General features: G+C 48.0%; 7 protein-coding genes. 2 read left to right on the forward strand and 5 right to left on the reverse strand.

Features of this window, described 5'->3' with window-relative positions:
• Positions 1-18: 18 nt before the first annotated feature.
• Positions 19-3,993, forward strand: coding sequence for an amino acid adenylation domain-containing protein (locus FHR87_RS15555; RefSeq protein WP_275944087.1), 3,975 nt, complete (start codon positions 19-21; stop codon positions 3,991-3,993).
• A 366-nt stretch (positions 3,994-4,359) separates the two neighbouring features.
• Here FHR87_RS15555 and FHR87_RS15560 read toward each other — a convergent pair whose 3' ends face one another.
• The 5 genes from FHR87_RS15560 to FHR87_RS15580 all read right to left on the reverse strand — a co-directional run bounded on the left by FHR87_RS15560 (position 4,360) and on the right by FHR87_RS15580 (position 11,758).
• A complete protein-coding gene (locus FHR87_RS15560) occupies positions 4,360-5,361 on the reverse strand; it encodes a GNAT family N-acetyltransferase (RefSeq protein ID WP_183167639.1) in 1,002 nt (333 codons plus the stop codon).
• A gap of 228 nt (positions 5,362-5,589) precedes the next feature.
• A complete protein-coding gene (locus tag FHR87_RS15565; protein WP_221189879.1) occupies positions 5,590-8,004 on the reverse strand; it encodes a TonB-dependent siderophore receptor in 2,415 nt (804 codons plus the stop codon).
• 176 nt (positions 8,005-8,180) lie between these two features.
• Positions 8,181-9,053 (reverse strand): dihydropyoverdine dehydrogenase, encoded by an 873-nt coding sequence (pvdO, locus tag FHR87_RS15570; RefSeq protein ID WP_246336061.1) that lies wholly within the window; start codon positions 9,051-9,053, stop codon positions 8,181-8,183.
• A gap of 50 nt (positions 9,054-9,103) precedes the next feature.
• The gene (gene pvdN / locus FHR87_RS15575) at positions 9,104-10,393 is read right to left on the reverse strand and encodes a pyoverdine-tailoring periplasmic protein PvdN (protein WP_183167640.1); all 1,290 of its coding nucleotides are present in this window, start codon (positions 10,391-10,393) and stop codon (positions 9,104-9,106) included.
• A 30-nt stretch (positions 10,394-10,423) separates the two neighbouring features.
• Positions 10,424-11,758 (reverse strand): dipeptidase, encoded by a 1,335-nt coding sequence (locus tag FHR87_RS15580; protein ID WP_246336062.1) that lies wholly within the window; start codon positions 11,756-11,758, stop codon positions 10,424-10,426.
• 161 nt (positions 11,759-11,919) lie between these two features.
• On the opposite strand from FHR87_RS15580, the gene pvdP reads away from it, so the two are divergent.
• Positions 11,920-13,542: a pyoverdine maturation tyrosinase PvdP gene (gene pvdP, locus FHR87_RS15585; protein ID WP_183167642.1), complete on the forward strand. Its 1,623-nt coding sequence runs from the start codon at positions 11,920-11,922 to the stop codon at positions 13,540-13,542.
• The last annotated feature ends 63 nt before the right edge of the window (positions 13,543-13,605 follow it).

Below are 13,605 nucleotides of genomic sequence, written 5' to 3' on the forward strand. Positions count from 1 at the left end.
CAGGCACAGCTGGACCAGTTGACCGCGAACATCCCGTCCGCCCAGATCAGCGATATCTACCCGCTCTCGCCGATGCAGCAGGGCATGCTGTTCCATTCTGTCGAAAGCACAGAATCAGGGTTGTATATCAATCAATTGAATGTCTCTGTAGTGGGACTCAATGTAAATCGTTTTCGGTTGGCTTGGCAAGCAGCGGTAGCGCGCCATGATATTTTGCGAACTGGCTTTGTTTGGCAAAGCGATTTTCATGAGCCTCTCCAGTTTGTAATGCGCTCCGTCGAGTTTCCGATTCGCATAATAGATTGGCGTGATCGTGAGATTGGCGAGCAGCAATTGAGAGAATTGGCTTTGGATGAGTGTAAGTTGGGATTCGATTTGACTTCTCCTCCATTACAACGTGTTCTACTGGTCTGTCTAGCTGAAAATCATTATCAGCTGATTTGGACCAGTCATCATATATTAATGGATGGTTGGAGTCGCTCTCAATTAATGGGAGAGGTTTTAGCCCTATATTTCGGAGACTCGGTGCTTTCGACAGACAGGAGTTACCGTGATTATATCGCTTGGTTGAAATGTCAGGATAAAAAGAAGTTAGAGCACTTTTGGAAAAGTAAGTTGCTCCTGCTTAATGAGCCAACTTGCCTGGCTACTTGTGTAGTTCCCGTTTCTGAGAAAGGCCGAAGTGGTCATGCTGAATACTATTTGCGTTGTGATAAGGAAAGAACCAGTGCGCTCAAGAGGTTCGCTCTAACCCAGCGAGTTACCGTCAATACCTTGATTCAGGCAACTTGGCTACTGTTGCTACAGAAGTATACTGGCCAATCGATCGTTACTTTTGGTGCTACTGTTGCTGGACGGCCACTTGGTTTGGCTGGAGTTGAAAACCTTCTCGGGCTATTCATTAATACTTTGCCGATAATTCAGCAAATAGATTCACAGAAGACTGTTGGTGACTGGTTACGTGAACTACAGCAATATAACTTGTATGCTCGAGAATACGAGCATGCTCCATTGCAAGATATACAGCGTTGGGCTGGACAAAGTGGTCAACCTATTTTCGACAGTATCCTGGTTTTTGAAAATTATCCGCTGGATCAGCGCCTACAACTTCTTGGCAATGACGAGTTGAATTTTGGTACTACGTTCTCTCATGATGTCACTAACTTTGCTATGGGTCTTGGCGTTAATCTTGACGAGACGTTGACCATCGAATTCGTTTATTTACGTCAGGCTTTTTCTGATACTGGAGCGGAACGAATTCGGGATTATTTTAATATTCTGCTGGCTACTCTAATTCAAGATGCTTTGTGTCCAATTGGAAACCTTGGCATCTTACCTGTTTCCTCGAATTTTCTTCCGCCGCAAAATCTTGACATTCGTCCAGGCGCTCCAGTGAAGTTTGTTCATGAGGTGATCGCCCGTCAAGCGATGGCCCGTCCTAATGCTCCTGCGTTGATTTGTGGGGAACAATGCCTCAACTATGCAGAATTGGAGCGGCGCGCTAATCATCTAGCTAACTGCTTGATACAGAAGGGAGTAGGTCCTGAAGTTCGAGTTGGAGTCGCGTTACCCCGCTCAGTCGAACTACCACTAGCTCTTTTAGCTATTCTCAAGGCAGGAGGTGTGTTTGTTCCACTGGATATTTCTTACCCTGCAGAACGGTTGGCCTACCAGATGGCCGATTCGCAAATGGCCTTGCTGTTAACCAATAGCCGGATAAACCAACAGTTAGCCATTGTTGATAACTTAATCTGCCTGAATATAGATGATCTTCCGATTTTGGATTCATCGACGATAGTCACTCCGGCATATTTACATACAGAAAATTTGGCCTATCTGATCTATACATCCGGTTCTACCGGGTTGCCAAAAGGAGTAGCGGTTGCTCACGGGGCAATAGCCCAGCATTGTCAAGGTATTATTGACCTATATGAGCTGGGAGAAAATTCTCGTGAGTTCCACTTCATGTCTTTTGCCTTCGATGGTGCTCAGGAGCGCTGGTTGAGTGTACTGATGTCTGGAGGACGCTTGGTCATCCGCGATGAAGGCCTATGGACTGCGGAACAGACCCTAGAGGTATTACGGAACCATCAAATCAATGTCGCCTGCTTTCCGCCTGCATATTTAATGCAACTGGCCGAGGCGGCTGAACTTTTAGCGACGCCTCCAATAGTTCATACCTATTGTTTCGGTGGTGAAGCGGTATCCGAGGCTAGCTTCGAGCGAGTCAAGAGAACTCTCAAGCCACAGTGGCTGATAAATGGTTATGGTCCGACCGAAACTGTAGTGACTCCGTTGCTCTGGCGGGCTGCGGCGAGTGAACACTGTGCTGCACCCTATGCACCAATTGGTCATGCTGTTGCTAAGCGTGAGGTATTCATACTTGATAACGATCTAAATCTCCTTCCTGTGGGCATAGCTGGAGAGTTATTTATTGGCGGAGAATGTTTGGCGCGTGGTTATCTACTTCGTCCGGCATTAACCGCTGGGTGCTTTGTTCCCAATCCTTTTACTGTGGACGGCGGTCGACTTTACCGAACTGGCGATATCGTTCGGCAACGGCAAGATGGTTTGATCGATTATCTTGGGCGTCTCGATCAGCAGGTTAAAATTCGCGGTTTTCGTATTGAATTGGGTGAGATCGAGTCTCACCTACGCACTTTGCCACGTATAAAGGAAGCTGTCGTTACTGTGCATGAAAATGCTATTGGCAAATATTTGATTGCCTATGTAACGGGTATGTTAGAGCGTGGATCGGAACAAGCTTTGAGTGCTGCATTGCGAATGCAGCTTCCCGATTATATGGTTCCGACCAGAATCATCCAGTTAGATAGCCTGCCGCTTACAACAAGCGGAAAGATAGATCGGCGAGCCCTACCTGAGCCAGATTGGACTACCAAAATTTATCGCGCTCCACGCAATAAGCTAGAAGAGGCATTGGCCGCAATCTGGGCGGAGGTCCTTGGAATATCCCGTATAGGCATTGATGATAATTTCTTCGAATTAGGAGGGGATTCGTTACAGGTATTAAAAGTGATATCTAAAGTTCGCACCTGCCCTGAATTGGGGCTAGATCTAAAGTTGCGAGATTTGATGCAGAAACCCTATATTAGGGAGCTGAGTGGTTTTATGGAGAATACTTCTATACAACACATTCCAGACTCATTGCTGCTATTGAATACGCTAATTGAGGACTCTCCACCGTTATTTTGTTTACATGGAGGTTTCGGTACTGTATTTGATTATGAACCTCTCGCTCGACGTCTTAACAGACGGCGTACGGTCTATGGTATCCAGTGTCGAATGTTATTTGATTCTGCTTGGCAAGATATATCGCTCGAACAAATGGCTAAAGACTATGCTCAGCGTATTCGGCAAATTCAGGTTGAAGGACCCTATTATCTACTTGGCTGGTCCTTGGGTGGAACTCTTGCGTTGTTAGTAGCCTATGAATTGGAATCTCAAGGCGAACAGGTAGTCTTTGCCGGGTTGGTAGATAGCTTTATTGTTGGAGGCTCTGCGCCTAGTGACTGGCGGGATGATCTGTCCTACTATCTTGCTTTTGTACTGAAGCTTCCCTTGGAAGAAGTAAGCTCATTGCTTTCTGGCTTGGAGATGCAAAGTTATGACAACAAGGTCGTTAAACGAATCATTGAGGCTGCGCTGGCTTTACCAAATTTTATTGCGAATGATGCGTCGGCTGTGCTTAGCACTGTAGAGTTGACGCATATTTTTACGGTTGGTAATCATCTCAAACAGCTGGCTTTCGAAGCAAAAGCTCCAGCTATACCTCAAGTAGCGATACATTGCTGGTGGAACCCTGAAGTTACTAAAGAAAATAATATTTCTTCAGTGCAGATTCCGTATCGAGTTATGGATCATACAGTGCAAGGCGGACATTTTGAATTGATGTACAAAAACAGCTTACTTGATGAGCTTGTAGATTTATTGGACCCTGTTTCGATGTCTGCAATTACTGTTTGTCTGGAATAAGTTATCAAGCGGGGACTGAATAGAATCCTTTTTTATTCAGTCTTTAGCTTTTATTTTTCACAATTCATATAGTAGTCTTACTGTATCAAGGAAACAGAGGCATAATTAGATAGTTTTCTGGCCCAGTTTATCGTCATAATGAAAGAGCGCTTTAAAAATTATCTGGCTGTGCGAGACACATGGATCATGCCGACCAGTGCAACGGACTTCGTGGCTACTATTAAGGATTGGTGCTGACGTTGGAAGGCAAGGCGCCGCTACCGCCGAAACTGTGGGGGGGCGGCGTAGACCACAAGCCAGCCCCGCCTGCTGCGTCGATCACCCGACCAGGCACACCCCGAATACTTAGGTGAAAGTATTTTGCAATTAAGCTAGGTTACAATGATCGAAAAAGGATTCACGACTCATAAGCATAAGTGCCGCTCGTTTATGGGGGAAGTCAAATTCGCGGCAACAATGAAACCGATTTTTGATCATATAATTGATCATCCGCTCATTATCTGCACGTGGTTCTGCCACAATTCGTTGAGTTCGTGGGTCATCTAAGAATAAATAATGAGCGAGTCCCGATAACCAACTTGTTACTTTATGTGGTCCGCGGTGGTGATCTTCTCCAACCAGCATATGAATACCACGATCATAATCGGATACATCATAGTATGGGGATATACGATCTTCTTTGGCCCAATAAGCTTCAAAGTATGCAAAAGGCTCGTCGTTAAAGCAGCCTATCAAGGTAAGCGTATGGGGATCATCTTTTAACTTCTGTAAATATTTTCGATGCCGTTCTAAATCACCACTTTCCTGCCAAAACTTCGAAACTCGTGGTAGGTTCTGCCAGCAATTGAAAAGTGCTAAATCGCTGTTAATATCTAAGGTTCGTATGGATATCCAGGTATTTAAGTGATTGTCGAAACGTCGGTATACTTCACCTTTGGGTTTTGAGGGGCGACGTGGATGACGCTTCTCTCCACTCATTTGCATTTGGTGTGGGTAAGGAACAGTTGGCTTGACTAACCATAGATTCGGCAGTTGCCAAAATTGATCACGATCACAATAATAGGTTTTAGTTTTATCGCAAAAAAATAAAGAATCACAGCTTTCAAGAGTATCTTGAGATTTCCATATGATTCTTGAGTAGCTTAAATATCGTGTGAATAACCAATAGTTAGCTAGCTGTATCGCTTGATTTCGGTATTTAAAAGTCCATTTTTGGGGAAAAATAGTCAATGTATTACTGGTTTGTTTTTTGTTAAGCTCTACAAGTGGTGTATTATCGAGACTAAAATTTAACCAGGTATTGGTTTCGTCAACATTTAAATACTGGCCGTTGGGTAGTGGGAATGTATTTTTTAAATTTGATGTCATGAGTGTCGCCTATAAAATATTTTCATAAGTTTATTAATTTATTTTAATGGCTTGTGTTTTGGTGGAATTTTAACCTTTGGTTAACATTTTATCGAGTTGCTAAAAATAGAGAAAATATCTATTTTATATTTTGCAATTAAGCAAATCTACTTGCCTTTAAGTTGTGTTGAAAACAGGTAGATTTGCATTGTTTAAATATATGGGTTTTCTAGGATTTATTAAATGCTCCTAAAAATCCCAGCGTGTAGTGAGCATCATGTTACGGGGTTCTCCGTAAGCTCGAGTGCTATATTGACCAATATTGGTATAATAGTATCGATCAAATAAATTATTGATATTTAGCGTTGCGGATAACTTATCGGTTACTTGATACTTACCCATTAGATTGAATAACCAGTAGGAACCTTGGCGATTGATCGCTGGGTTGTAATCGTAATCATAGACATTTTTATTCCAAGTCTTACCTTGAAAGTTGGCACCTCCGCCAATGGTAAGTTTGTTCAAGCTGCCCGGAAGACGGTATGTCGTATAAAGTTTGAATAGATCCTCCGGTTCTTCAGTCGAAAGTTTATTATTATTGTTGTCCTGTCGGATAATCTTATGAGTATAGCCGGCTTGAATGTTCCAACCTGGTATCAACTCGCCGGATATTTCGGCTTCAAAACCTTTGGTTTTGGCTTTCATCCCTTTATAAATCCCGGTGTAGGTAGCGTAATTCCAGCCTACTTCAACCGCACGGTTATCTTCGCGAATCTCGAAATAGGCCAAGCTGGCATTCAGGCGACCGTTGAACCATTCGCCTTTGATACCACCTTCGTAGCTGTTGCCTTTATTAGGGGAAAGCAGCTGATCGTTTTCATCTCGGCTGTTCGAGGGTAAAAATATCTTCGTATAGCTGGCATAAAGAGAATAGTTGTCGTTAAGGTCATAGACCACACCGGCAAACGGCGTCACCTCACCCGTAGAGCGTGAGTTGTAATCGCGTGTCATGTGGTAGTTGGTGACCCGTCCACCGAGAATCAGCGCCAGATCATCGGTAGGCTTGAAACGTACCGTGGCATAGAGGGCTCGTTGATTCGTAAGCTGGTCAAATCGACGAGTCACTGTGCCAGCTTCTGGTTTCTGAATATCGCCACTCCAGTCATAAAAATCATCTGCTGTGGCTGAAAACGGGTGGTGATTACCTCCTTTCCAATGATTGCGGTAGGCACTGGCACCGATGACCAGTTCGTGCTCACGTCCAAATAGTTCGAAAGGACCGCTGGCATAGAGCTCCACTGCATGGCTCTTGGTCTTGCCACGGTAGAGACCGCCAGCCAACTGAGCTTCACGGGTTTCGGCATCTGGTCCGTAAAGCAACGAGCCGAGCTGGGCGTCGTAACCATTAACCTGAAAGGTGTAATAGGCTCGGCTGACCCAGCCATTGTCGAAATGATGATCCAATTGAGTGAAGGCTGAGCGGCTGTATTGTTCGTAAGAGCTCCAGTCCGCGCCGGGGTTGTACGAGCGCGATACATGCACCCGCTTGTTGGCACTGTCATAGAGGGGAACTCCACCCCAGCTGGAGCCGGTCGGCGTGGTTTTGTTGGAGTCGAACCCCACTGTCCAGAGTGTATTGGGCGACAGGTCCATTTCCAGAATGCCGTAATAGGCCTTGTTCAAGCGTTTGTAGTGATCCTGAAACCATTGCTTGTCCTGGATGGAAGCGGCTAGCCGGCCACGAATAGTCCCTGACTCGTTCAGTGCGTTGCCAATATCGAATTCGGAACGGTAATTGTCCCACGAGCCGACCTCGGCAGTGACATGCCCGGAAAGGTAGGCGGTGGGTTTCTTGCGTATCAAATTTAGCGTGGCCCCGGGAGTACCGGCACCGGTCGTCAGGCCACTGGCGCCCTTGATGATTTCGACCCGGTCATAGACGATCATGTCACTCAGGGTATTACCGGAGGAGTATTGGGCATTGCGCTGGATGGGGATGCCGTCGTACTGATAGTTGGTGATGGGGAAACCACGTGCGTAATATTCCGAGCGATCACTATCGTAGGTAGAGCGAGTAATACCTGGCGTATGATCCATCACCTTGTCCATATTGGTCAGGTTGAAGTCATCCATGTGCTGGCGAGTGATGACGGTGACGGTCTGAGGGGTTTCGCGTGGGGTGAGCACCAAGCGGGTGGCGGTAGCAATTGTGCCGGGTGTATAGGATTTGGTGTTCTCGGTGATGGTGCCGAGCTGGTTATCTACTATCGTCATTGCATCCAAACTCATTGAGCCGGATGCTTCTCGCGAATCTAAAATCGTAATGGTATTACCTTCAAGGTTATAGCTAATTCCCGTGCCCATTAATAATTGCTCTAAGGCAGTCGTAGGATTTAGAGCACCTTTTATATTGTTGCTACGTTGATTTTTAATTTTTTCTGAATTAAAAAGCACCTGCATGCCAGCTTGGGAACCGAACGCTTGAAGGGCGCTAGATAGTGGTTGGGCAGGAATATTGAAATTGACTTCTTGGGCCTGAACTTGTATTGCAAATGGAAATATGAACGCCATTCCAAATGCTGCTGAAACCTTGGACTGGAAAAGTCGATGTACAAGTAAAGCTTTGGCAAAAGGAGGTAATCCATTACTTTCCTGTATTTTCATTCCGCTTGATCCTCATTGAAATAATTTATACAACTCTAGTGCTATAGAAACTAAACGAGTTGCGCCAAGAAAAATTCAAATGATTAATTCGCTCAACATGAAAAGAAGATCTGTCATGGTTTCGTTCCGATGGATTTAAGCCTTGGGTTGTTGATAAATCATGCTTGCAAGGGTTTTCACAAATCCCGTGTCACACGAAAACTCAGCCAATCGCCACGGATGTCTGGCTCGCGATGATTACGATTACCTGAGCGGGAAAATATTGGTGGTTCGATCCAATCGTTACCGCGGATCTGATAGAACTCGCACTTTTCTTCCATCCAGGCGCTGCCATCAGTCGGTGCGTTGAGGTAATTGTCATGCCAGCAATCGGCGACCCATTCGTAGACATTGCCATGCATGTCGTAAACGCCGAAGTCGTTAGGCGAAAAGCTGCCGACCGGCGCGGTATAGCTGAAGCCATCGGTAGGGCCATAGGTGTTGGCATGCTTGGCGATGCTGTACTTGCCCGGTTCATCAAACGGGAAAGGGTAGGGTCCCTGGCTTCCAGCTCTGGCAGCATATTCACGTTCCGCTTCGCTGAGCATGCGGTAGTGTTTGCCTGTCTGTTTTGAAAGCCAGTCGATGTAAGCTTTTACATCGTAATAATCGATGCAGACCGCCGGCTGGCGTGGAGTTTGCGGATAACGAGGTTTGCCAGCGATACATTCACGCCCTGGTCGAGTATCACCATTTTTGAGCTTGATACCGGTCGCTTTTGCATAAGCTTCCCATTCGCCAGCGGTAATGTGGAATTTACTGATGGCAAAAGGTTTGGCGAAGGAAACGGAATGCAGCGGGCCTTCGTCTTCCTGCCTACCTATTTCATCGTCGGGAGTTCCCATAATGAATGAGCCCGCAGGCAACACGACCATTTCCGGGCAGTTTTTACAATCCTTGAAAGTGCTGCCGGGCTTATGCTGTTCATCTGCTTGGGCAACGCTTATCAATATTGAACCGAGCCAAACGATAGCGAAAAAATGAAAAATATGGCGCATGTGATTTTCCATTATGAAAGTACGTTTCCCGAAGGCACGGTTTATTGAGCCTTCTTGCCCAATCAGCTTGTTGGCTTGTATTTTCTGGCTAACAGGTCGATGACACGGTCGACTTCCGCTTCGTTGTTCAACAAACTCGGGGCCATCCGGGTAACTTGTCCGGCATCGCGCAAGACAGCATCGGCAATGATTTTATTATCGACGAGGTAGGCTCCCACTTCTTCTTGGTCTACATCTTTGACTCTGAAGAAGGTGAAGCCTGAAGACAGTTCCGGACTCAGAGGAGTTACCAGTTCAATATTCTTCAACTCTTGAAGACGCTGTTTGCAATAACTATTAAGGCTATGAATGCGCTCTTGAACGTCACCCTTGCCCAGTTGTAAATGCAGCTCAAATGCCTTGCTGACCGCCCAGCGATGTTCAAAGGCGTGATAGCCACCCGGGCTCATGAGTCCGGCAAAGTTGTTGCCCGGAGAGAAGGTTGCGAAGGTCGGGCTGATATCCTTCATTTCTTCTGAAGCCGCGCAAATGATTCCAGTGCCGCGCGCTCCGAACAGCCATTTATGAGTGCCAGAAATAAAGAAGTCGCAGTTGAAGTCGGCGAAGGTGGCATTTTCGATGCCAAAACCATGTACCCCGTCGACGCAGAATAGAATGCGATCATCGGCATCCCGGTTGCGATTCAATTCGCGTACGAGTTGGCCGATCTCGCCAATGGGCAGCTTGACACCACTGCTTGAATGCACCCAAGTAAGGCCAAGCACGCGGGTATTGGGACGGATGTTGCGTTTGATATCGTCCAATACTTCATCTGCCGAGACCTGATATGCATTTTTGAACAGGGGGATTTTACGAACCTGAGTGCCATCGCTCTGGGTCCGGAATTCCATCGCTTCATAGGCAGATGAGTGTTCGTGAGTACTGGTCAGGATTTCCTGGCCTTGCTTGATATGAATTCCCGTATAAACAAGCGAAAGCCCTTGTGTGGTGCTGCCGGTCAGGGCTATCTGACCGGGTTTGACGTCCAGATAGCGCCCAGCCCAGCTGCGTACTTCGTCATCGAGGTTCCAGACGGTTTGCCGCTCATAATCCATTACCAGCCCGGGATTGGTATCCAACTGAGCCCGATAGCTTTCGATAGCATCGCGTACCGGTTTGGGATGTGAGGTGATGAGGAAGTTGGCGAAGTGTGCATAGCTCCAATCCAGTTGAAAAAGGTCGCGCAGCTTTACCCATTTATTGTCTGTTGTCCGGGATGTCTGGGTGGTAGCCGGAGCAGCGGCCAGGCTAGTGAGCGGAAGACTGGCGGTAAATATTCCGGCTTGTTTGAGAAATGTTCGGCGATCGCTCATAGGTATCTCATTGATGGATAGTGAGAAAAATCAGGAAGAAGGTTTGGCTTGGTTCTGCACTTGCTCCCATACGCGCAGAAAGTTGCCTCCCCAAAGCTTGGCAATGTCCTCATTCGAATAACCGCGCTGAATGAGTGCAGCGGTCACGTTGCGAGTGTCGCCGACGTTTTCCCAATCGTTCACACCTCCGCCGTCGTTGAAGTCCGAGCTGATGCCAACGTGATTGATACCGATCTTCTTGACGGCATAGTCGATCGAATCGACGTACTGCTCCAAAGTGGCTGGTGGTTCCTGTCCCAGAACTTCATAGAAAGGAGCGATGAATTCGCCGAATTTTTCCTCGGACCAGATGGAAAACACTGGATCGGTCGTCGTGCCCATCTGCGTCATATTTTGGATATCCGGCAGATCGAATCGGGCTCGCAATTCGTTCATTTTCTCGATGGTTTTTCGGGAAAATGGCTTGAGGTAATTGGAGTAGCCAACGATGTTCACGATCCCGCCGGTGTTCTTGATCCGTTGCAGATCCTCATCACTCAGATTGCGACGAATATCCATCAGGCCCCGTACGCCAGTGTGCGAGGCGATTACCGGGGCGGAAGTCAGTTCGGTAACTTGCTGGATGGCGTTGCTGGACATCTGCGAGACATCAATCACTACACCCAGCTCATTCAGTTTGTGAACAGCTTGTCTGCCCAGCTCGGACAATCCGCCCAGTGCATCTGGGGTATCGCCCAGAAAAGGCAGTGGACGAGCGGAATCGGTCCAACTGTTATTGGCCACATAGCCAGGACCAAAAATACGTACGCCTCGGGCTGCCCATTCATCGAGCTTGGACAAATCATCACCTAGGGGATAAGCGTTGAGCATGCTGATGATGATGGCGAATTTGCCTTCATGGACCAGGCGGCGAAGATCGTCTGGGGTATAGGCAATGCCAGCCTGATTAGGATAATCCCGGGCGATGCCGGTAATTATTCGATAGCGCACCTCAAGCTCGTTACGTATGGCTTCAAGAGAGTTTGATGTGGGACGACGGGGGGGGCCTTCACCGTTCCAGAACTCTGGCCAAGACCAAATCGTCAAGGCCGCACCGCTCAGGCGGCCTCGCGCAGCCTTGACCAAATCGAATTGCGTATCGCCGTCACGATTGACTTCCTGGCCCTCGCTACCGAAATTCAGAGCAACATCAAGATGCCCATCCAAACTGATGATTTGTTCCTGTAGCTCATTGGCTCTGCGCATGACACTCAATGGATAAGGGTGACTGGTTTTAAAAAAAAACCACCAAACCAGAAAAGCGGCACCTGCAAGGATGAGCAGAAACAAAACGAATCTTTTACGAGTCACGTGAAGTATGGCCATGGTGCTCTCGAAGCATGGATAAACAGGCTGGTTAATGCCGGCACTTTGGGATAACGAACCTGTCTAGAAAGAATTTAGATACCTTAAATTCGGCTGAAGACCCTTCGTTCTTGCTGCAAGGCTCGTAGGACTATCGAGCGTAAGGACGGCATGCAGCGCAGATGAAGTTTTCTCGACGAGGGTTTGTAACTGGTTTGGCGATAGCGGGAGTCGCGGGGATACCTGCAGGTCTCTACGTTCGGCAACAGGTACTGGAAGCGGAGGAAAAAGAGTTGGCTTCTGACGAGCCTTCCGTTTCACCTCCTCCATTAAATGACTCGTTGTTGGCAGGACGTCTTATCGGCATCTGGGATTTTCGTCTGTTGGAGGGGGCGGCAGATTTTCCGGAAATTCCAAATGAAAGAGCTGAGCTGCTATTGGATATTGGCCCAGGAGGGCGATCATTGACCGGACGTTTGGGGCAACGTCCTTTCAAAGAGCAAACATTGTTTAATGTATATGGCGAGGTAGTAGCCAGCAAACTGCCGCAATTGCGTTGGAAATTATCTGACCGGCAAGGCAACGCTTATGAGTGCACTGCAACTGTGGATCACCTATGGGGAGGCTGGAGCAACGGAGGTGGTGGCGCAACGCTAAATGGTCGTCTACACCGTCTGGGTGTGCAGCCAGGGTTTTCTGCGGCTCAGGCTACGTTTGTAGCTAACCGCCTTCCTTTTATAGAAGCCCGCGAGCAGCTTACCTACGCACCTGAACTGCATCGCTGGCTGATTTCACCAGGACAACGTTTGTATCACCAGCTCTGGCATGCCTCACGGGACAAGTGGCATCGTCTTAGCGACGAGCGACGCCAGGCATTACGCGGGCTTGGATGGCAGCCGGGGCCGGTCAAGCATGAACGTGATGCACGGGGCAAACATCGGCATAAAAATGGTTCCGGCGAAGATTTTCTGTTCATGCATCGCGACATGATTCAGCGCGCGCGAAGCTTGCAGGATTTGCCTTCGTGGACCAGCTTGCCGGCGCCGCGGCCTTATATCGGTCATGGCGTGGACGCGTTTGTCCGCTACGTGGAAAACGCTAATGGTTATTCCGTACCGCCTACCTGGGAAATTCCCGGTGATGACGCGTTCAATAAATGGCTGTTCGATGTGAAAAGCAGCGAAGGATTTTACGGCAATTTTCAGTTATGGGAAGCGCAATACCAGGACCCTCAATATCTCAGCACATTGTGCCTGGCGGAGTTGGGTTCCCATATTGAGCTGGGCATCCATGACTGGCTGCATATGTGCTGGGCTTCGATTGGTCGCGATCCTACCAGCGGCTTGCCGATGCCTGGCTCTCGCAGCATGACGGATTTTTCCGAGCGCTGGTTCCGTGCGGAGAATGACTATCTCGGCGATGCGTTTTCCTCGCATGTCAATCCGGTGTTTTGGCGGTTTCATGGTTGGATCGATGATCGTATCGAAGACTGGTTTCTTGCCCATGAGCAAGCGCATCCCGGCGAGGTCAAGCGAGCCGTGGTGAACGGCGTACCTTGGTTCGCCCCCGGGCCATGGGTGAAGCTTGCCGAGCCATGGATCGGTCCGGCGAAAGAAGGATGTGGCGCCTGGTTGCATAGCAATGGAGGCGGTTCGGACATCGGCATGCTTGATCTTGAAACCATGAAGCTAGCCTTGCGCCTCGTTTTTAGCGAAGAGGAAGAGGCAGATCGCTTATCCAAGCGTGTATCGCGTCGGCCTTGGTATGGACGCTATTTGGCGCCAGGTCCATCTTCTTTGTTGTGATGGCGTAGTTCACGGCTCGGGTTGCTGGTCGAGCGTTGATGGCGCATGAGCATCAGCGTGACC

The organism is Azomonas macrocytogenes (assembly GCF_014191985.1).
GTDB classification, from domain to species: domain Bacteria; phylum Pseudomonadota; class Gammaproteobacteria; order Pseudomonadales; family Pseudomonadaceae; genus Azomonas; species Azomonas macrocytogenes.

What these genes read in the sequence shown, in the direction of transcription:
- FHR87_RS15560 (WP_183167639.1), bottom strand. Translation starts at nt 5,361, where the DNA reads ATGACATCAAATTTAAAAAATACATTCCCACTACCCAACGGCCAGTAT.
- FHR87_RS15565 (WP_221189879.1), bottom strand. Translation starts at nt 8,004, where the DNA reads ATGAAAATACAGGAAAGTAATGGATTACCTCCTTTTGCCAAAGCTTTA.
- pvdO (WP_246336061.1), bottom strand. Translation starts at nt 9,053, where the DNA reads ATGGAAAATCACATGCGCCATATTTTTCATTTTTTCGCTATCGTTTGG.
- pvdN (WP_183167640.1), bottom strand. Translation starts at nt 10,393, where the DNA reads ATGAGCGATCGCCGAACATTTCTCAAACAAGCCGGAATATTTACCGCC.
- FHR87_RS15580 (WP_246336062.1), bottom strand. Translation starts at nt 11,758, where the DNA reads ATGGCCATACTTCACGTGACTCGTAAAAGATTCGTTTTGTTTCTGCTC.
- pvdP (WP_183167642.1), top strand. Translation starts at nt 11,920, where the DNA reads ATGAAGTTTTCTCGACGAGGGTTTGTAACTGGTTTGGCGATAGCGGGA.